The organism is Williamsia sp. z71, assembly GCF_059553375.1.
In genome coordinates this window covers 147,934-168,121 of record NZ_JCANWX010000008.1, presented here as the reverse complement: position 1 = coordinate 168,121, position 20,188 = coordinate 147,934, and the positions used below count along the sequence as shown (strand labels likewise).

Sequence of the window (20,188 nt, the reverse complement as noted above, 5' to 3'; positions counted from 1 at the left end):
CGACGTGTCTGTCACAGCATCGACGCTGTTCAGTGTGACCGGTTGGACCGGTCCACCGCATCAGTTACTCACTCGAAGGAGCAGTTGAGATGGATGAGAACAAGATCATGGAGTTTCTCGGCCGGGTCGTGACCGACATGGGAGCGGCCGGCGCGGCCGGTTCGATCACCGTGGGCAACCGCCTCGGCCTCTACCGCGCACTCGCGCAGGGCCCGGCCACCGAAGAAGCATTCGCACGGCGAACCGGGTACGACGAGCGGTACCTCACCGAATGGCTGCGCGGTCAGGCCGCCGGCGGATACGTGGCGTACGAACCGTCCACCGGGGAGTTCTCATTGACCGACGAGCAGGCGTTCTGCCTCGCCGATCCGAACGGACCGAACGTGTCGGCCGCGTTTGTGGGTGTCCTGGGCTACCTGCGTGCCGAGCCTGCGATCACCGAGGCCTTTCGCACCGGTGCCGGTGTCGGCTGGCACGAGCACGATCACAGCGTGTTCACCGGTATCGACGCCTTCTACCGTCCGGGCTATGCCGCCGAGCTGATCCCGAATTGGATTCCCGCGCTCGACGGGGTGGAGGCGAAACTCACTGCGGGGGCCGCGATTGCCGATATCGGTTGCGGTCTGGGGTCGTCATCGGTCTTGTTGGCCCAGTCATTCCCCCGCAGCACGTTCGTGGGTGTGGACTACCACCACGAATCCATCGACCTCGCGCGCAAACACGCCGCCGAGGCCGGGGTCGGAGATCGCGCCACATTCGAAGTCGGGACGGCACAGGACTTTTCGGGCCACGACTACGACCTGATCACGATGTTCGACTGCCTGCACGACATGGGCGACCCGCTCGGCGCGGCCCGGCAGGTGCGCAAGGCCATCGCCGGCGACGGCACCTGGCTCCTGGTCGAACCGGCCACCGCCGAGAACGTCGAGGATACGTTCAATCCGGTTGGGCGCCTTTACTACAGCGGATCGACGTTCCTCTGCGTCCCCAATGCCCTGTCCCAGCCCGGTGGTTATGCCCTCGGCGCGCAGGCACCCGAATCGGCATTGCGCCAGATTGTCGACGAGGCCGGATTCACCAGGTTCCGGTTGGCCGCACAGACCGCGTTCAACAACGTCTATGAGATCCGCCCCTGAGGCGTCCCGCACCACCCAGAGAGGTCGACATGGACATCCCGGTTGTCGCCGGCGGCGTCGCCACCGCGGTGTTCGCGTTCAGCACACTGCCGATGTTGACCAAGGCATGGCGCACCAAGGACGTGAATTCCTACAGTCCCGGCAACATCGCCCTGGCCAACATCGGCAATCTGATCTATCTCGTCTACGTCCTGCATCTCCCGCTCGGACCCGTCCTGGTCCTGCACCTGTTCCACACGTTGAGCACCGGACTCATGCTGTTCTGGTACGTGCGTTACGTGGCGCTGGCCCGGGGCGGCGGCCGCGCTCGGCTAGATCACCAGGCCGAGCAGCAGGACCACGATCAGCCCGGCCACCGACAGAACGGTCTCCATGATCGACCAGGTCTTGACGGTCTGGCCGACCGACATTCCGAAGTACTCCTTGACCAGCCAGAATCCGGCGTCGTTGACGTGTGAGAAGAACACCGAACCCGCGCCGATGGCCAGCACCACCAACGAGAGTTCGCCGCTGCTGAGTCCGTCGAGGAGTCCGAGGATCAGCGACGACGCGGTGATGGTCGCGATGGTCGCCGAGCCGGTCGCCAGCCTGATCAGTGCGGCGAGAACCCAGGCCAACAGGATGACCGAGATGTTGGCTTCCTTGGCCCAGTCGGCGAGGAGGGTACCGATTCCGCTGTCGACGAGCACCTGTTTGAACCCGCCACCCGCCGACACGATCAGCAGGATGCCGGCGATGGCCGGAAGTGCTGCGCCCGTGCACTTTGCGATGGTGTCGCGGTCCATGCCGGAACCCCGCCCGAGGGTGAACATCGCGACAACGACGGCGATCAGCAAGGCGATGACCGGCGTGCCCATCACGTCGAGGATCTGCCGGACGATCTGATCGTCGTTCTCGATGAAGATCTCGGCGATCGCCTTGCCCAGCATCAGGACAACCGGGAGCAGCACGCTGAAGATGGTGATGCCGAAAGACGGCCGCTTGCTGGTCTCACCGTCGGACGGGTCCGCGTCGAACGTGGTCGGGACCGGCAGCACAACCCACCGGCCGGCGAGCTTTCCGAAGAGCGGGCCGGCGACGATGATCGTCGGGACCGCCACCGCAACACCGAGGGCAAGCGTCGTGCCCAGATCTGCACCGATGACGTCGATGGCGACGAGCGGACCCGGATGCGGCGGCACGAATCCGTGCATCGCCGACAGACCGGCCAGCGCCGGGATACCGACGGTGATCAGCGACAGTCCCGAACGTCGCGCGACGAGGTAGATCACCGGCATCAGCAGCACCAGGCCGATTTCGAAGAACATCGGCAGGCCGATGATCGCGCCGACCAGCGCCATCGCCCACGGCAACATGCGCGGGGAGGCGTGTCCGACGATCGTGTCCACGATCTCGTCCGCGCCGCCGGAATCGGCGAGCAACTTGGCGAACATCGCGCCCAGGGCGATCAGGATGCCGACGCCGGCGGCCGTGGATCCGAATCCGGTGGTGAATGAGTCGAGCACATCGGGGATCGCCTCGCCGGCAACAATTCCCACGGTGAGTCCACCGCCGACCAGTGCGAGGAAGGGATGGAACTTCGCGACGGTGATGAGGAGGACGATCACCGAGATGCCGGCCAGCGCCGCCAGGATCAGCTGCCATCCCGGCGCGACGGGTTCGGGCAACTCCGTATCGGCTGCCAGCACAGCCATCGATGCGGCGTTCATCAGTTCTCCTCGGTGATGTTGGGGTCGGCGCCGGCGGCGGCGACATAGGCCTCGACGATCTCGTCGATGGTTTGGTCGATGTCGATCTCGTAGCCCTGCTCATCGGCACCGAGGGGCTCGAGGGTCTCGAACTGTGAGGCGAGCAGCGAGGCCGGCATGAAATGTCCCGGCCGGCTCGCCTGTCGGCGTCCGATCAACTCCGCGGTACCGGACAGGTGCACGAATCGCACCGTCGGGCAGTGCGCGCGAAGCTGGTCGCGATACTTGCGCTTGAGTGCCGAACAGCTCATCACGCCACCGTCGCCGTGTTCGGCGAGCCACTGGCCGAGCGTCTCGAGCCAGGGGTACCGATCATCGTCGTCGAGGGGATGGCCGGCCGACATCTTCGCGATGTTGGCCGCCGGGTGGAAGTCATCGGCATCGGCGAACGGGACCCGGAGACGTTGCGCGAGCGCGGCCCCGACAGTCGACTTGCCCGAACCCGACACCCCCATCACAACCAGAGCTGATCGCATACTTCTCCTCGCCACATCCTGCTCACCCACCGCAGTTCCCAGCTTCAATAGTCATACTTTTGTAAGGTTGTCCGTCATAAAACCAGTTCTTTGGTACACGAGCAAGCGAATGAGAAGATAATTGCGTGGCATCTGACACAACCGTGGGTGAATTGCATGGCAATGTTGTGACCGATCTCGGAACCCGGATCGTGTCCGACCACCATTCCGCCGGTGATGTGCTGACACTCGACGGCGTCGGCAAGCACTACGGGGTGTCGCGGACGGTCGCGCGCGAAGCCATCCGGGTCCTGGAATCCATGGGCATGGTGGCCTCCCGCCGTCGGGTGGGAATCACCGTTCAGCCCAAAGCGATGTGGAACGTCTTCGACCCACGGCTGATCCGCTGGCGCCTCGACGCGGGCGAGCGAACCGAGTTCCTGTTGACGCTCTCAGAGTTGCGCCGCGGTTTCGAACCGGTCGCCGCAGCGCTCGCCGCCGAACGCGCCGACGAGCATCAGTGCCGCATCCTGGCCGCCGCCGTGTCGGACATGGTGGTACACGGCCGGTCCGGCGACCTCGACCAATACCTGCTCGCGGACATGATCTTTCACCGCACCCTGCTCGAGGCGAGCGGTAACGAGATGTTCCGGGCACTCAGCGATGTCGTCGGTGAGGTCCTCGCGGGACGGACCCATCACGGCATGATGCCGACCCGCCCCAACCCCGCCGCGATCGACCTCCACGATCAGGTGGCACGGGCCATCCGACTGCGGGATCCGGCCGACGCGGAGCGGGCCATGCGCGAGATCATCGTCGAGGCCGCGGCCGCCGTCTCGAACCCCGGCAGCGATCAGTAGCGACTACCGGGGCGGAAGATCTGCGTCGGCTTCATCCGCTGCGACGACGGCAACCACTGATTGACGCCGCGCCGCAGGGCGAACAGCGCGGAGAACAACAACAAGGTGAACTGCAGCCAGCCGATGATCCGAATCGCAGCAGGCACCGACGAGTAGTCGAAGAGCAGGTCGATGCCCATCGGGATGCACAGGAGCATCACCAATGCCATCGTCACGTAAATGTTGCGGGCGCCGCGACTACGGCGACGACCGACCGCGACCAGCAGCGGGTACTGGACCGCCAGCAGCACAAGGGTGGTGATCAGCATGGCCGGCGGGAAGAATCCGGCGATCGACTCGATCTGGTCGGCAGGTGCGGCGTTGCTCGGGTCGTCCCGGACGCCCTCCTGGAGACGTTCCTTCAGCAGGTCGGTGATCGAACCCAGATTCGCGAACCCGTAGATCACCCCGATCAGGGCGGCTCCCGCGGCACCGAGCCACAACAGCCAGGCGTGATACAACGACGCCGGCGGTGGGGTGTCGTCTTCGAGGTCGGCGTGGTCCTTGTCTTTGGAGGTCCGGCCCTGCGCGATCCTGGCCATGTCGGCCGCATCGAGTTCCGCCAGCGATGGCATACCGGCCAGATCAGGCGGCACGATCGCCGAGTCGCCCGGCGCCACCTCTGACTTCTCGACGTTCGGTCGGTCGCGCTCCGGTTCAGTCGGCTGATCCCCTGGGTCCTGCGTCACACCGTCGATTGTTGCACCCGCCACCTGTCCGCAGACCGCACCCCGTCACCGGCAAAGTGAAGCGAGTTTGGTTTCACGGGAAACCCATGGCGGTGACGGTTCAGCCGATCTTCAACATCCGACCGATAGTCGCCTGCCACAGCGCGCCGTCGGCGCTGATCGTTCCGGTGAGCTGCATCGGCTCGTCGATGGGCGCGATCCCCACCTGGGTGTGCGCCCGTCGCTCCCCGGTGTGGAAGTCGACGGCCGTGTAATAGACCGGTCCGATCTGCTGCACTCCCCCGCCGGGTGCCAGTGGTCCGTAACTCAGCGCATGAATCAGACCGTCGGCGCGGGAGAGCTTGGGCAGGGTGGCCATGCGGTCACCGCTTTCCCATATCCGATGACATCCGTTGTCGGACACATCGATACGAGTCATCCCACCCGTAAATGCCGCCGCCGGTGGATCACTCGGTCCCGACGTGGCGAAGGGCGGATACTGGAAGCCATAGGTGCTCGGTATGACGATGGAGTTGCCCCACGCCATCGGTGAGTTCTCGGTGCCCTGCCCGGACGTCCCGAACGCGTCGGTGCTGCAGACCGGTGAACCGTCGTCGGAACGATAGACCAGCAATCTGGGTCGGGGCGCGTCGTCGACGATCGCGACCCATTCATCCCCGTTCGGACCGAAATATGTTGGCGTGGTGCCCGATCCCGGCGCCAGCTGGCCCGGGCGTCGAAATTCTCCGGTCTCGTAGGTGACCCGCCAGACGATGAGCGGCGTTCCCTGCTGATCAGCCCGCATCTCGTACAGCGCCTTGCTGGTCAGGATCGACGCCCCGTCCCGGCGGATGGTGAGACCGTTGGTGAGCTTCTCGCCTTCCGGCAAGTGCGTGGACCCGACCCGGCCACCGGTGTCGACGGTGCCGATGACACCACCGGTGGTCGCAAACCAGATCCGCCCGTCGAAGTCCGGCGCGAGTCCGGTGATGGCGTCACCGGCAGGGATCTGTCCGCTGACGTCCACGCGCTCATCGACGAACAGCTGACGGCGTCCGTCGGGATTCCTGCGGTGGGCGATCTTGAGGATCGAACCCGACCCGTCCGCCATCACGACGCGGTCGCGGCTGTCGAGATAGCCGTACACCCCGCCGAGCAGTCCACCTTTGGTGAGTTGCAATGACGCGATCGGCTGCGCTGTCGTGGGGTCGAAAAGTGCCACAGTCGGGACGGCAAAACCTGGTGGGTTGATTCCGGCGTAGCCGGTGCAGAGGGCGACCGGCAGTCCGTCACTGCCGATGAACGTCGCCGCGCAGGCGCCACCGGGCAGCGACGAGGCGAGCAACGTCCCGTCGGCGCCGGGGCCGGCGTGGGGGGTCGAATCCGTGGAGGCCAGGTCTCCGTGGATGAGCGCGGTTCCGGCCGGGCCGACATCGGGCGCAATCGGATCAGCCTGCGCGACCGGTGCCGTCAGCACGAACGACAAGAGCACCGCGAGAAACAACACTGCCGGACCCCCAGAGCGCATCACCCGCATATCCAAGCACGACGCGGGCAACTCGCCCCGAAAACTGGCAAATATCGGGACGCTGAGGGCTGTATGCCCTCGGAGCACTGGTATTTCACAGTTTTCAGGGTGATCGAACCTGCACTCACCCGAATTCGTCTGATCACCATGGATTTCGGTGTCTACTCGACAAAAGAACTGCACCGGCACGGGTTGAGCGCCTGGCAGATCCGGCGCGAGACCGAGACCGGCGCGCTGATCGGACTGCGGCAGGGCTGGTACGCGACGCCGACAGCGGATCCGGAGGTGGTCGAAGCGGTCCGGGCCGGCGGCGTCCTCGGCTCACTGACCGCTGTCGATCCGATCCCCACCGCAGTGCTCTCTGCGGCACGATGTATGAGCCCCGAGCACTGGATCGCCACCTGCGATTCGGCGCTGAACACGGCCGAGCTGACAGTGGCTCAGATGGCCTCGGAGATGGGCGCATCGTCCCGGCGGGTCGCTCAGCTCCTGGACAAATGCGATCCGGCATCCCAGTCAGGCACCGAATCAATCGTCCGCGTTCGGCTTCGGGCGATCGGATTCACGGTGATCGTTCAGCCTCAGGTCTCGGGCGTCGGCCGGGTGGACCTGGGAGTCGGTCGTCTTCTCCTCGAATGCGACAGCGTGCGGCATCACACCAGCCTGGAGAATTACCACAACGATCGTCGTCGCAACCGTCGCGCGTTGGTCGACGGCCGGCTGACGATGCGGCTCACCTACGACGACGTGCTCTACGGCTGGGACGGCGTGCTCGCCGAGATCAGGGCGATCGCCCGGTCTGATCGGCACCGTAGGCGGCCGCTGCCGGCGAAGTCTGGCAAATACAGGAACTCCGAGGGCTATTTGCCCTCGGAGTCCTGCTATTTGACAGTTTCGCCGGTGTCAGGCCCGAACTAAACGAGAAGCTCAGCAATCTGAATGGTATTGAGCGCCGCACCTTTACGGAGGTTGTCACCCGAGACGAACAGTGCCAGCCCGCGACCTTCCGGAGCACCCGGATCCTGACGAATCCGGCCCACCAGTGAGTTGTCCTTGCCGGCGGCCTCGAGCGGGGTCGGGACCTCGGTCACCGTCACACCGGGCGCACCCTCGAGGAGCTTGGTGGCCTCCTCGACAGAGAGCGGTCGTCCGAACTCGGCATTGATCGACAGCGAATGCCCGGTGAACACCGGAACCCGCACGCAGGTTCCGCTGACCAGCAGCTCGGGAAGTCCGAGGATCTTGCGCGATTCGTTGCGCAATTTCTGATCCTCGTCCGTCTCACCGGAACCGTCGTCTACCAGCGCACCGGCCAAGGGCAGCACGTTGAAAGCAATCGGCGCAACGTATTTCACCGGTTCGGGCAGCGAGACCGCGGAACCGTCGTGAACCAGCTTCTCGGCATCATCGATACCGGCGCGCAACTGCGACACCAGTTCTTCGACACCGGCCAGTCCGCTGCCGGACACCGCCTGGTACGACGAGATGATCAGTCGCTGCAGGCCGGCTGCGTCGTGCAGCGGCTTGAGGACCGGCATCGCGGCCATCGTGGTGCAGTTCGGGTTGGCGATGATCCCCTTCTTGGGGTTGCGCGCCTCCTCGCCGTTGACCTCTGAAACCACCAGCGGCACATCGGGATCCTTGCGCCACGCCGACGAGTTGTCGATCACCGTGACACCGGCGGCGGCAAAACGAGGTGCCTGCTCGCGGGACATGGTGGCACCGGCCGAGAACAGCGCGATGTCGAGTCCGGTGGGGTCTGCCGTTGCGGCATCTTCCACCACGATCTCGCCACCACGCCACGGCAGCTTCTTGCCCGCCGACCGCGGCGATGCAAAGAACCGGATCTCGTCGGCGGGAAAGTTACGCTCTTCCAGCAGTTTTCGCATGACGGCGCCGACCTGACCGGTGGCACCGACAACACCAACACGTACACCCATGGCTATCGCCCCGTTCCGCCGTAGACAGTGGCCTCTTCGTCGCCACCGAGATCGAAGGCGGCGTGCAGTACGCGAACAGCCTCGTCGAGTTCGGTGTCGCGGCACAATACCGAGATGCGGATCTCCGAAGTCGAGATGAGTTCGATGTTGATCCCGGCATCCGACAACGCTTCACAGAACGTCGCGGTGACTCCCGGGTGCGACTTCATTCCGGCACCGACCAGCGACACCTTGCCGATGAGATCGTCGTAAAGGATCGAGCTGAAGCCGATCTCGTCCTTGAGCTTCGACAGCTTCTCGACCGCGAGCGGCCCGACTTCCTTCGGACACGTAAAGGTGATGTCCGTCTTTCCGGTCGCGACCTCGGACACGTTCTGCAGAACCATGTCGATGTTGATCTCGGCATCGGCGACTGCGCGGAACACCTTGGCGGCGTAGCCGGGCTTGTCGTCGAGCCCGACGATGGTCACCTTGGCCTCGCTGCGGTCGTGGGCAACGCCGGTCAGGATGGCTTCTTCCACGGGAATGTCCTCCATCGATCCGGACACCATGGTGCCGGGCTTGTTTGAGTACGACGAGCGCACATGAACGGGAACGTTGTAACGACGGGCATATTCCACACAGCGCAGCATCAGAACCTTTGCGCCGCAGGCCGCCATCTCCAGCATCTCCTCAAAGGAGACGGTGGCCAGATGCTTGGCGTTCGGAACGATTCGGGGATCGGCGGTGTAGATGCCGTCGACGTCGGTGTAGATCTCGCAGACGTCGGCGTTGAGCGCGGCGGCGAGAGCAACCGCGGTGGTGTCCGAACCCCCGCGTCCGAGCGTGGTGATGTCTTTGGTGTCTTGCGAGACACCCTGGAAACCGGCGACCAGGACGATCTTGCCGTCGTCGAGCGCCGACCGAACGCGGCCGGGCGTGACGTCGATGATCTTCGCCTTGCCGTGGCTGCTCGTGGTGATCACACCGGCCTGAGACCCGGTGAACGACTGCGCCTCGGCGCCCAGGGAGCTGATCGCCATCGCCACCAGGGCATTGGAGATCCGCTCACCAGAGGTGAGCAGCATGTCCATTTCCCGCGGCGGCGGGGACGGGCACACCTGCTCCGCCAGATCGAGGAGTTCATCGGTGGTGTCACCCATCGCGGACACGACAACCACGACGTCATTGCCGGCCTTGCGCGTCGCGACAATGCGCTCCGCCACCCGACGAATGCGTTCGGCGTCGCCCACTGATGAGCCACCGTACTTCTGCACGACCAGAGCCACGCAGTTTCCCTTCTCTCGCTTGCATCGAGCTGCCAGAAATCAGACAGCCTGAAAAATAGGGACCGCTACAGCCCCGTGCAAGGATAGCCACCTGCATCTTCACGTGCGCCGACGCATCGGGCGCAACCACTTGGTCGATGCCGGCGGCCGGTCCACACTAGGATCCGTGAGGTGCTGAGCCGAGCGACAATCGAAACCGTCAGCGATCGGCTGTACAAGCACCGCAGCTGGATCGAACCGATAGCGGCTTTCCTGGTGATCCGCCTCATCGGACTGCTGACCCTGCAGCGGTTCGATCAGCTCCGAGGTAATGGTGGGCTCGGGTCGGTGCTGTCGGCCTGGGACGGCAAATGGATGTTGGCCATCGCAGAGCACGGCTATGGTGGCGTTCCTCTCACCCAGACCGACGCGCAGGGTATGCGCGACTCCGATACGCCTTACGCCTTCTTTCCCGGGTACCCGATGCTCGCCGGTGCGGTCGACAAGATCCCTGGCTTCAGCCCGCTCGGTGCCGCGCTCACCGTCAACGTGTTCCTCGGGGCGCTCGCTGCGGTGGGTGTGGCGCGGATCGGTGCCATCTGTTGCGAGCAGATGCAGAACCGGCCGAATCCACCCCGCTGGATCCCGGCCCGCATCACCAACTGGTTCACCGAGGAACGCGACGAGTCCGGTGAATCCCGCCTATCCAAGGCCGATCCCGCTCGGGCCGGCCTGCTGCTCTCGGTGTTTTTTGCCGCGGCCCCGATGGGCATCGTGCTGTCGATGGCCTACACCGAAGCCCTGTTCTGCGCCCTGGCCGCCTGGACGCTGGTCGGCGTCTTACAACAGCGGTGGCTGCTGGCCGGGACCTGCGCGATGCTGGCCGGGCTCAGTCGGCCGACCGCGGTCGTGCTGATCGGCGTGGTCATCCTGGCCGCGGCACTGCGGCATCGCGACGGCTGGCGCGCCTGGGTTGCGATCATCATCAGCCCACTGGGCTATCTGGGTTATCTGGCGGTGGTGTGGCAGAAGACCGGCGAACCGCTGGGCTGGTTCCGGATCCAGACGCAGGGATGGAACACCGGGATCGACTACGGCAAAGCCGCGTTCGACTTCGTGAACTTCGCCCTGGTGAACTCGCCGGAAATCGCGCCGGTGGCGACGGCCTGGATCATCGTCATCACCATCGCGTTGGCCATCTACAGCTTTGTGGACCGGGTGCCCTGGCCGGTGTCGGTGTACGGCGCCCTGGTGGTTGTCTCAATCGTCGCCTCGAGCGGACTGATGATGAGCCGGCCGCGGCTCCTGCTACCGGCCTTTGTCCTGCTGATCCCGTTTGCCATCGGGCTCGCCAAACGCCGGACATCGACTCAGGTGATCGTCGCCATCATCGTGATCACCTTCAGTTCCTGGTTCGGTGCCCACATGCTGACGGTGTATCCGCACGCCATGTGACCGGGCCACCGCGAAACCGGAAATTCGCGCCACCTGCCTGCGTTCGCGCCGGTTGCAACCGGCGCGAACGTAGGTAAGTGGCGCGAATTCAAGCAGGTCGGTGGAGTCAGCGGAGGCGGCGGGCCCTGGCCTCGAAGCCGTCGCACAGAGCGTCGATGCCTTGATCGAGGAGATAACGCGGATCGGTCAGTTGCAGGTTGCCGGTCCCGACGAGTTCTGCCAGATGCGGCGGAGGTGTGCCGTCGGGCCTACCGGCGAGCAGTCGCATGAATCCGCTTTGTCCTTCGCCGCCCTCGTCGGCCCGGTCGTGCAGCAGGCGTTCGGCGACAGTACTGAGGACCGTGCCCGCGATGTGATTCCACAGCGACAACGCCATCTCCGTGGCCTCCGCGGTGGTGATCTCCAACTCCAGGAATCCGTCCACCAGCCAGTCGAGACAGTTCAGGCTCTGCGGCCCCATACTGCTGCGCGGTGAGGCAAACGCGAGCAGGACCCAGGGATGGCGCTGATAGAGATTCCAGTCGACGTCGGCCGCGATCAACGCCCGCTGCCGCCAGTTCGCATCACCGGCAGGCGGATAAGGAAAGCGGACGCCGATCTCGTCGGACATGGCCATGAGCAGGGCGTCCTTGTCGGAGACATGCCGGTAGAGCGACATCGTCCCGACGCCCAGCCGGTCGGCGATCTTGCGCATGGTGACCGCACCGAAGCCGTCGGCGTCTGCGAGCTCGATGGCAGCGTTCACCACCGCGACACGGGTCAGTTTGACCCCATCGGTCCCCTGTTCGGGATCAGCAACACTCATCTCCGCAGCCTCCTTCGCTTGATCATTCTCCCGGCAGTCCCGAAACCGCGGAATAAACGCTTTGCGTACAACGTACTCATATGCGTACGTTGTACCCAAACCCTATCGACCAGGAGTACTGCAGTGAGCATCACGGACCGACCGGCCAACAGCGGAGCCGAGGCGAAAGACCATCGCCCCGACCGCCGCGCATGGCTCGGGCTCGCAGTCCTCACGTTGCCCGTGTTCCTGGTCTCGATGGACTTCTCGGTCCTCTACCTCGCCATCCCCACACTGAGCGAAGCACTGGCGCCCTCGGCGACCCAGCAACTGTGGATCGTCGACATCTACGGCTTCCTGATCGCGGGCCTGCTCATCACGATGGGCAACCTCGGTGACCGTTTCGGCCGGCGACGGTTACTGCTGATCGGTGCCACCCTCTTCGGCATCGCATCCGCGGTTGCCGCCTTCGCCCCGGACGCCTCCTCACTGATCGCCGCCCGCGCCATCATGGGCATCGGCGGGGCAACGCTGCTCCCGTCGAGCCTGTCGCTGATCGGCAACATGTTCCCGAATGCCGTGACCCGCGCCAAGGCGATCGGGGTGTGGACCGCAGCATTCGCGGGCGGATCAGCGCTCGGCCCGGTCATCGGCGGCGTCCTGTTGCACCATTTCTGGTGGGGCTCGGTGTTCCTCATCAACGTGCCGGTCTTGCTGATTCTCCTCACTCTGGCTCCGCGACTGGTCCCGGAATACCGCTCGGGCACCACCGATCCCTTCGACGTGCTCGGCATCGTGTTGTCGATGCTCGGCATCCTGCCACTGGTCTACGCGGTCAAACATGGTGCGGCAGAAGGCCTCGACAACACCACGCTGGTCTTTGCGGCGATCGGAATCGTCGGCATGTGGCTGTTCATCCGTCACGAACGCCGTACCCCGTTCCCGCTGCTCGAGCTGAAACTGTTCCGCAACGCCCGGTTCTCGGCCGCGATCGGCAGTGCGCTGACCGGCATGATGACGCTCGGCGCACTGAGCTACCTCACCGGCATCTACCTGCAGTCGGTGCTCGGACGAGACGTGATGACCGCGGCCCTGCTCGGGCTTCCGATGGCCATCGCCGTCGCGGCCTTCTCGATGAGCGCCTCCCGGATCGCGGCGTTTGTCTCGGTCCGCTGGGCGTTCGTGATCGGCATCGTGTTCGCCGCCATCGGCAACGCGGGGATGATCTGGCTCGGTGTCTCCGAAGGTGTCGGGGTGTATCTGATCAGTTCGGCGGTCGCGGGTATCGGCTACGGCATGATCTTCTCGCTGGTCTCCAACGTCGCGGTGTCGTCGGTTCCCACCGAACGCAGCGGTGCGGCCGTGGGCATCTCCGAGACCAGCTTCGAGTTGGGTACCGCGTTCGGCCTGGCCATCCTGGGTTCGGTGGCGACCATGGTGTTCCGCAGCAACACCGAGAACACCGGCGCCAAGGACACCCTGTCGGAAACCCTCACGCATGCGCAGGACCTGGACCCCGCTGCCCAGGCCACCCTCGCCGACGCCGCACGCAGCGCTTTTGTCGATGGCCTGCACGTCACCGCGGTCGTGAACGTGGCACTCTTGGCTGCGATGGCCGTCATCGTCGCGGTCTTGCTGCGCACTCGGACACCGGTCGCGCAACCGGCAAAGTAGGAGCCAAAGCGGCTCCACCACAAGGAGTTACGACCGTGCCCCTACATCCGATCCTGGCCGGACGGTGGAGCGCCCGCGGCTATGACAGCGCCGCGGTGATCTCCGCCGAACATCTCGAAGAAATCCTCGAGGCCGGTCGGTGGGCGCCCACCGGTGGCGGTGAACAACCCGTTCGTTTCATCGTCGGCGTCCGCGGCGAGCCCACGTTCGCCGGACTTGTCGAGGGCCTCAAGCGCGGCAACCAGTCCTGGGCACCGGCCGCGGCCGCGTTGATCCTGTTGTGCACGAACGACGTTCCGAACGAACCGAAGATGCAGGACTACGCGACCATGGACGTCGGCCTGGCGGCGTCGCAGATGATCACGCAGGCGCAGTCAAACGAATGGAATGCTCACCCGATGGGCGGGTTCCGGCCCGAGGCGATGATCGAACGGTTTGCGATACCGCCCGGCCACCGACCGCTCCTCATCGTGGCCATCGGCAAGCTTGCCGACCCGGACACCCTGGCACCCGAGGTGGTCGAACGTGACCGGCGCGAGCGCACGAGATTGCCCCTACCGGACGTCGCCTTCAGTGACTCCTGGGGCCATCCGTACACGTCAGGGCACTGACGGGACCCCCTTTGGAGTTCGGGAACGACGAGAGTAGAGTGCCAAACATGCAGCGCGTGCTCCTTCTCCTCTGCCGCGGCGGGGTCTGATCCAGACCGGCTTCCCGTCGCGGGATTTGTGACGCGCCGGTCTTGCCCCCACCACCTTCGGAGATTGACCCAATGCCTGCCGCAGATGCTTTCACTTCCAACGCCAGCCGAATCGTCGAACCGGCCGGCCCCATTCCCGCCGATCAGCCCGCCTGGAATCCTCAGCGCAATTCGGCGATGCCCGCCCACCGATACCGTCCATTCGCCGACGAGGTCGAGTCGGTGGCACTGCCCGACCGCACCTGGCCCGACAAGGTCATCGACCGCGCACCGATGTGGTGTGCGGTGGACCTGCGCGACGGCAACCAGGCGCTGATCGACCCGATGAGCCCGGCCCGCAAGCGTCGCATGTTCGACCTGCTGGTGCGGATGGGTTACAAGGAGATCGAGGTCGGCTTCCCGTCGGCCAGCCAGACCGACTACGACTTCGTCCGCGAGATCATCGAGGACGGCGCCATCCCGGACGACGTCACGATCCAGGTGCTGACGCAGAGCCGCGGCGAACTGATCGAGCGCACCTTCGAAGCCTGCCGTGGCGCCGCGAATGTGATTGTGCACTTCTACAATTCGACGTCGATCCTGCAGCGTCGGGTGGTCTTCCGCGCAGACAAGGAAGCGATCAAGAAGATCGCCACCGACGCCGCCCACAAGGCCAAGGCCGAAGAGCAGAAGTACCCGGACACCAACTGGCGCTACGAATACTCCCCGGAGTCGTACACCGGCACCGAACTCTCGTTCGCCAAAGAGGTCTGCGACGCGGTCACCGAGGTCATCGACCCCACCCCGCAGAACCCGATCATCCTGAACCTGCCGGCCACCGTCGAGATGGCAACACCCAACGTCTACGCCGACTCGATCGAGTGGATGCACCGCAACCTGGCCCGCCGCGACTCGGTGATCCTGAGCCTGCACCCGCACAACGACCGCGGAACCGGTGTCGCCGCAGCAGAATTGGGCTACCAGGCCGGCGCCGACCGGATCGAGGGCTGCCTGTTCGGTAACGGCGAGCGCACCGGCAACGTCTGCCTGGTGACCCTGGGCATGAACCTGTTCAGCCGGGGCGTCGACCCGCAGATCAACTTCTCCGACATCGATGAGATCCGCCGGACGGTCGAGTACTGCAACCAGCTCGGCGTGCACGAGCGTCACCCCTACGGTGGCGACCTGGTCTACACAGCTTTCTCCGGAAGCCACCAGGACGCGATCAACAAGGGCCTGGATCAGATGAAGATCGATGCGGACGCAGCAGGTTCCGACATCGACGACATCACCTGGGCGGTCCCGTACCTGCCCATCGACCCGAAGGACGTCGGCCGCAACTACGAGGCGGTCATCCGGGTCAACAGCCAGTCGGGCAAGGGCGGCGTCGCCTACATCATGAAGGCCGATCACGGCCTGCAGCTGCCCCGGCGTCTGCAGATCGAGTTCAGCCGCGAGATCCAGAAGATCACCGACGGCGAGGGTGGCGAGGTGTCGCCCAAGGAGATGTGGGACGTCTTCGCCGAGGAATACCTGCAGCCGATCCGTCCGCTCGAGCGCGTCAAGCAGCGGGTCGACGCAGCCGAGGTCGACGGCGGAGAAGATCAGATCACCGCGACGGTCAAGATCGACGGCAAAGAGAAGGAGATCTCCGGTGCCGGCAACGGCCCGCTGGCCGCCTTTGTCGATGCCCTCTCGACCGTCGGCTATCAGATCCAGGTCCTGGACTACTCGGAGCACGCGCTGACCTCCGGTGACGATTCGAACGCGGCCGCCTATGTCGAGGTCGAGATCAATGGTGAGACGGTGTGGGGTTGTGGCATCGCGCCGTCGATCACCACCGCCTCGCTGCGGGCCGTGGTGTCCGCCGTGAACCGGTCGGTGCGCGCTGCCGGCGGCGCCGTCCCCGAGGACAGTGAGCAGGCACCTCGGACCTGGGCCCCGTAGCCGGCCCGGCCACCACCCACTCGATTTCGCACCGTCCACCCGCAATTGCTGGTGGACGGTGCAAATTCAGGTGGCTGGGCACTAATCGAGCTCGCGCGCCTCGGTGACCAGGGCGCTGATCAATTGACGCACGGCGCCGCGGTCCTGGGCACCCGGGCGACAGAGCGCCTCATACACCCGGGCCGCCCGGACCCCGGTGAGCACCAACCGGACAACATTGGGGTCGCAGACCGAGTACCGCGGCATCAGAGCGATCCCATGACCTCGCGCCACCACGCCTCGATGGCCCGAAAGTCGTTGATACGATGCATCACCCGGGGCTGGACCCCGGTGATCGCGGCCAGCGACAACAGCGCGTCGTCGACGGGGAAACCGTCGCGCACACTGATCCAGTCCTCGTCGGCGAGTTCAGCGAGCGTGACCTCCGTGCGACCGGCATGGCGATGGTCCGGACCGACCACCAGATCGATGGGTTCCCGCATCACGAAAGTTGTTGCCACGCGGGCCGAGACGACCTGCGGGGCTCGCTCGTCGCGGTGGGTGAGAACCACATCCGAATCAGAGAGCAACGCCGGCGCTTCCTGGTATCGCACGTCCTCGTCCCGGGCGATCAACGCGATGCCGGCCCCGCCCATCCGCTCCATGACTCCCGGCAGGAGCAGTGCGGCACCCGAGGGGAACATCGCTATCCGCACGGAACCGACCGCATCATCGCGATACGACGCCATTTCTTCGGCCGCACGATCAACCGCCGAGACGACCTCATCCGCCCGCAGGACCAGCGCCCGACCGGCATCGGTCAGGCGTACTCGCCGTCCGTCTTGTTCGAGCAGGGCGATACCTGCCTCGCGGCCGAGCACCTTGAGCTGCTGCGACACCGCCGACGGCGTCATGTTCAGTGCCTGTGCGACGCCGCCGATCGTGCCGCGGTCGGCGAACTCTCGCAGTATGCGTAACCGCTGCAGGTCCATACCCGCAACGCTAGTCGCGGACTAGCGGCGCCGGACCGTCATCCGCCCACCCCGTCGCGGTGCGTAGGCCACTCCGCGTCCGTGCCACCGCTCCGGGCGGGCATCGGTGTCGGCGATCGCAAAATCGCGCAGCACATCCCGCAGCACGACGTCCATCTCCATGTTCGCGAACGCCGCTCCGATGCAACGCCGGGTACCGCCACCGAACGGTATCCACGCTGCCGATGGCCGGTTACCGACAAATCGTTGCGGATCGAAGATCTCCGGGTTCCGGAACTGTTCGCTGTCGTCGTGCAACAGCGAGATCGCCACGAGAATGGTGGTGCCCTTGGGGATTCGCCATTGCCCCAGTTCATAATCGGCAGCCAGGACGTGTCGGCCGGCGAAGTCGATCACCGGACGGCTGCGTTGTACTTCCAGGATGGTGGCCTGCCGCAGTTCGGATCCACCCTCCGCGGCCTCGGCGGTCAGGCGCGCCACCAATTCCGGGTGCCGGGTCAGCCGTTCAAACGCCCAGGCGAGGGTGTTGGCGGTGGTCTCGTGTCCGGCGGCCAGGAGTGTCGCCAATTCGTCGGCCATCTCTTTGGTGGTCATCGCCGAACCGTCGTCATACGAACTCCGGAGCATCAACGCCATTATGTCGGTGCGGTTTTCGAGATCCGGGTCCTGCCGGGCAACGGCAACCATCTGCTCGATGATCGCGTCGTATTCGGACCGTAATTTCCGAAATCGCGCCCAGGGACCGATCGGACCTCTTTGCACGTGATCGGGAATCGTCGCGCACCGCGACCCCGTTTCGACCATCGGCGGGATGACCTCCCGCAGCGCGTCGAAATGCTCCCCCTGTGCACCGAACACCGCCCGCAGGATCGCATCCAGCGTCACCCGCATCATCGGGCCGACGGTTGCGAACTCCTCACCCTCCGGCCAGGTGTCGGTCTCCTTGGTCAGCTCCTCCGCCACGATCTGCTCATAGACCTTGATGGCCTTGCCGTGCAGCGGCGGGGTGAGCAGTTTGCGCCGATTGCGATGCGCAGCGCCCTCCAGGGCGAACATCGATCCCTCGCCCAGGATCCGGCTGAGGTTGGGCTGGACGTTGGACAGCACGTCCGACGGTGTGGTGAACACCTGCTTGGCCAGGTGCGCGTCGGCAACCACCACCGATTTGCCGAAAACCGGGATATCGATGGTGAACACCGGACCAAAACGCTTGGCGGCCAACGCCATCGTCTGACGCCTCGAGATCACAAAGGGCACGGCCTGGAGCACTCGTGGTGACCGGAGTCCGGGCGGCAGATGCCCGGCCCCGGGACGGCCCTGGTCGGAGGTCGTCTCGTGTCGAACTGCACTCATGCCGAACCACTCCCCGCCAGTGTTCTGCGTCACTTGGTTTCACCAGACGGTACGCCGACGTACCGCACGTTACAAGGGTGGGCGCGCCGTATCGTGGCAATGTGCCGAATCCCGCCGCAACCCCGGCTCCGTCGAGCCCTGCGGGCAACAACGAATACCGCCTGCGGCTACTCGAAGCGCTCGGCGAGTCCATCACCGAACGCGGCTACCGCGCGACGACGGTCTCCGACATCGTCAAACACGCCCGGACCTCGCGGCGCACCTTCTATCAGGAGTTCACGTCCAAAGAGAATTGCTTCATCGAACTCCTGCGGGTGACCAACACCCAGATCATCGACGCCATCGTCGCCGCGGTGGACCCCGATGCCGGTTGGGCCGACCAGATCCGCCAGGCCATCGGCTCCTACATCCGTTCGATGGATTCACATCCGGCGATGACGTTGTGCTGGATCCGCGAGCTACCGGCACTCGGCGAGGATGCCCGCCCGATCCAACGTCAGGCCATCGATGACTTCATCCGCGCGGTCGTCGAGCTGACGGGCACCCGGCAGATGCGGGCGGCCGGCGTCACACCGGTCACCACCGAGATGGCCATCCTGCTACTCGGCGGACTCCGCGAGTTGACGGCGAGCACCGTGGAGAACGGCCGCCCCGTGGCAGACATCGAAGACACCGCGCTACAGGCCTGTTTCGCACTGTTGGGGCCGGCCGGCCGGTAGACCGACGTCCGCGTCAGCCCGTGACGCGCCGTGGGCGCGCAGAGAGTTCACCGGCACAGTTGGGGCAGCTCTCGAGACCGGCGCGGCAATCCGGGCAGTACGTGCATTCGAACGAACAGATCCACGCCGCCGCATCCAAACCCAATGGCGCCGAGCAGAGTTCGCATCGATCCTTCATCTCGAGCATGCCTCAGGCCACCCCGCTCCGGGCGACAACGGGAGGTCTGGACTTGCTGAACCGGCAAGTATCGTTGCCGCGTCGCGCATCATCAGGAACACTGAGAACCATGGATGAAGCCTATTGGGACGCCAAGTACACCACCACCGACCGCGTCTGGAGCAACAACCCGAACCAAGCGCTCGAAGGCGAGATCATCGACCTCACGCCGGGTCGGGCCCTCGACGTCGGGTGCGGTGAAGGCGCTGATGCCCATTGGTTGGCCGAGCACGGCTGGACGGTGACCGCCGTCGACATCTCGTCCGCCGCACTGGCACGGGCAAAAGAACTGAACGATCACCCCTCCATCACCTGGACGCATGCCGATCCGGTGCGCAACCCGCCGGAAGCATCGGCCTTCGACCTGGTGTCGCTGCACTACTTCCCGCTCCTGCGGACGCCCGGTGATGTCGCCGCCCGTCGATTCGTCGATGCGGTCGCGACCGGCGGAACGCTGTTCGTCGTCAGCCACGATTTCTCCGGGGAGCACGCCCGGAAGCACATCGAATCACATTCGGGCGAAGACGATTTCAACCCGCTCGACTACTACACCTCCCACGAGTTCGCGGCCTTCCTCGACGACAACTGGAAGATCCTGGTCGACCGGACACAACCGCGTCATGTCGACTCGTCGTCCGGCGGAGCCGGCCACATCAGCGACACGGTACTCAGGGCGGTACGCACCGCCTGAGAAGGTGAAGTTTCCCTACAACGTTCATCCACATTAATTAGATTGAACTGAACTGTCCGGGCCACTACACATGGATG

The 20,188-nt window shown here is 65.0% G+C and carries 18 protein-coding genes and 1 pseudogene; 9 read left to right on the top strand and 10 right to left on the bottom strand.

Going from position 1 to position 20,188, the window contains the following annotated elements:
* The first annotated feature begins 89 nt into the window (after window positions 1-89).
* On the top strand, window positions 90-1,136 hold the full coding sequence (locus tag AC51GR_RS20065; RefSeq protein WP_496326401.1) for a class I SAM-dependent methyltransferase: 1,047 nt from the start codon (window positions 90-92) through the stop codon (window positions 1,134-1,136).
* 311 nt (window positions 1,137-1,447) lie between these two features.
* Here AC51GR_RS20065 and AC51GR_RS20060 read toward each other — a convergent pair whose 3' ends face one another.
* On the bottom strand, window positions 1,448-2,845 hold the full coding sequence (locus AC51GR_RS20060) for a GntT/GntP/DsdX family permease (RefSeq protein WP_496326400.1): 1,398 nt from the start codon (window positions 2,843-2,845) through the stop codon (window positions 1,448-1,450).
* Window positions 2,845-3,360 (bottom strand): gluconokinase, encoded by a 516-nt coding sequence (locus tag AC51GR_RS20055; protein ID WP_496326399.1) that lies wholly within the window; start codon window positions 3,358-3,360, stop codon window positions 2,845-2,847. The genes AC51GR_RS20060 and AC51GR_RS20055 overlap by 1 nt, the downstream gene beginning before the upstream one ends.
* Window positions 3,361-3,485: 125 nt before the next feature.
* Here AC51GR_RS20055 and AC51GR_RS20050 point away from each other — a divergent pair, with 125 nt between their 5' ends.
* Window positions 3,486-4,199: a FadR/GntR family transcriptional regulator gene (locus AC51GR_RS20050; RefSeq protein WP_496326398.1), complete on the top strand. Its 714-nt coding sequence runs from the start codon at window positions 3,486-3,488 to the stop codon at window positions 4,197-4,199.
* Here AC51GR_RS20050 and AC51GR_RS20045 read toward each other — a convergent pair.
* A complete protein-coding gene (locus AC51GR_RS20045; protein ID WP_496326397.1) occupies window positions 4,193-4,927 on the bottom strand; it encodes a hypothetical protein in 735 nt (244 codons plus the stop codon). The two genes, AC51GR_RS20050 and AC51GR_RS20045, sit on opposite strands and share 7 nt — an antisense overlap.
* Before the next feature lie 100 nt (window positions 4,928-5,027).
* Window positions 5,028-6,443 carry an NHL repeat-containing protein gene (locus AC51GR_RS20040; RefSeq protein WP_496326396.1) on the bottom strand — a complete coding sequence of 472 codons (1,416 nt, stop codon included), beginning with the start codon at window positions 6,441-6,443 and terminating at the stop codon, window positions 5,028-5,030.
* Window positions 6,444-6,542: 99 nt separating this feature from the next.
* On the opposite strand from AC51GR_RS20040, the gene AC51GR_RS20035 reads away from it, so the two are divergent.
* On the top strand, window positions 6,543-7,352 hold the full coding sequence (locus AC51GR_RS20035; protein ID WP_496326395.1) for an endonuclease domain-containing protein: 810 nt from the start codon (window positions 6,543-6,545) through the stop codon (window positions 7,350-7,352).
* Here the strand turns inward: AC51GR_RS20035 and AC51GR_RS20030 are convergent.
* Together AC51GR_RS20030 and AC51GR_RS20025 are read right to left on the bottom strand one after the other, a co-directional pair.
* The gene (locus AC51GR_RS20030; protein WP_496326394.1) at window positions 7,349-8,374 is read right to left on the bottom strand and encodes an aspartate-semialdehyde dehydrogenase; all 1,026 of its coding nucleotides are present in this window, start codon (window positions 8,372-8,374) and stop codon (window positions 7,349-7,351) included. The two genes, AC51GR_RS20035 and AC51GR_RS20030, sit on opposite strands and share 4 nt — an antisense overlap.
* A 2-nt stretch (window positions 8,375-8,376) precedes the next feature.
* A complete protein-coding gene (locus AC51GR_RS20025) occupies window positions 8,377-9,642 on the bottom strand; it encodes an aspartate kinase (RefSeq protein ID WP_496326393.1) in 1,266 nt (421 codons plus the stop codon).
* Between the two features lie 171 nt (window positions 9,643-9,813).
* Here AC51GR_RS20025 and AC51GR_RS20020 point away from each other — a divergent pair, with 171 nt between their 5' ends.
* Window positions 9,814-11,076, top strand: a complete 1,263-nt coding sequence (locus AC51GR_RS20020) for a putative hexosyltransferase (protein ID WP_496326392.1) — start codon at window positions 9,814-9,816, stop codon at window positions 11,074-11,076.
* A 106-nt stretch (window positions 11,077-11,182) separates the two neighbouring features.
* Here AC51GR_RS20020 and AC51GR_RS20015 read toward each other — a convergent pair whose 3' ends face one another.
* Window positions 11,183-11,881 (bottom strand): TetR/AcrR family transcriptional regulator, encoded by a 699-nt coding sequence (locus AC51GR_RS20015; protein ID WP_496326391.1) that lies wholly within the window; start codon window positions 11,879-11,881, stop codon window positions 11,183-11,185.
* A gap of 123 nt (window positions 11,882-12,004) precedes the next feature.
* On the opposite strand from AC51GR_RS20015, the gene AC51GR_RS20010 reads away from it, so the two are divergent.
* The 3 genes from AC51GR_RS20010 to leuA all read left to right on the top strand — a co-directional run bounded on the left by AC51GR_RS20010 (window position 12,005) and on the right by leuA (window position 16,160).
* Complete coding sequence (locus tag AC51GR_RS20010; protein WP_496326390.1) at window positions 12,005-13,534, top strand: MFS transporter; 1,530 nt, start codon at window positions 12,005-12,007, stop codon at window positions 13,532-13,534.
* Between the two features lie 35 nt (window positions 13,535-13,569).
* Window positions 13,570-14,145 carry a nitroreductase family protein gene (locus AC51GR_RS20005; RefSeq protein ID WP_496326389.1) on the top strand — a complete coding sequence of 192 codons (576 nt, stop codon included), beginning with the start codon at window positions 13,570-13,572 and terminating at the stop codon, window positions 14,143-14,145.
* Between the two features lie 161 nt (window positions 14,146-14,306).
* Window positions 14,307-16,160, top strand: a complete 1,854-nt coding sequence (leuA, locus tag AC51GR_RS20000) for a 2-isopropylmalate synthase (protein ID WP_496326388.1) — start codon at window positions 14,307-14,309, stop codon at window positions 16,158-16,160.
* Window positions 16,161-16,241: 81 nt separating this feature from the next.
* On the opposite strand, the pseudogene AC51GR_RS19995 reads toward leuA, so the two are convergent.
* A pseudogene (locus AC51GR_RS19995) lies at window positions 16,242-17,131 on the bottom strand (LysR family transcriptional regulator).
* A 21-nt stretch (window positions 17,132-17,152) separates the two neighbouring features.
* Window positions 17,153-18,484 (bottom strand): cytochrome P450, encoded by a 1,332-nt coding sequence (locus tag AC51GR_RS19990; RefSeq protein WP_496326387.1) that lies wholly within the window; start codon window positions 18,482-18,484, stop codon window positions 17,153-17,155.
* Window positions 18,485-18,585: 101 nt separating this feature from the next.
* Here AC51GR_RS19990 and AC51GR_RS19985 point away from each other — a divergent pair, with 101 nt between their 5' ends.
* The gene (locus AC51GR_RS19985; protein ID WP_496326386.1) at window positions 18,586-19,203 is read left to right on the top strand and encodes a TetR/AcrR family transcriptional regulator; all 618 of its coding nucleotides are present in this window, start codon (window positions 18,586-18,588) and stop codon (window positions 19,201-19,203) included.
* 13 nt (window positions 19,204-19,216) lie between these two features.
* Here AC51GR_RS19985 and AC51GR_RS19980 read toward each other — a convergent pair whose 3' ends face one another.
* A complete protein-coding gene (locus AC51GR_RS19980) occupies window positions 19,217-19,381 on the bottom strand; it encodes a DUF1272 domain-containing protein (protein WP_496326535.1) in 165 nt (54 codons plus the stop codon).
* A gap of 109 nt (window positions 19,382-19,490) precedes the next feature.
* Here AC51GR_RS19980 and AC51GR_RS19975 point away from each other — a divergent pair, with 109 nt between their 5' ends.
* Window positions 19,491-20,111 (top strand): class I SAM-dependent methyltransferase, encoded by a 621-nt coding sequence (locus tag AC51GR_RS19975; protein ID WP_496326385.1) that lies wholly within the window; start codon window positions 19,491-19,493, stop codon window positions 20,109-20,111.
* The last annotated feature ends 77 nt before the right edge of the window (window positions 20,112-20,188 follow it).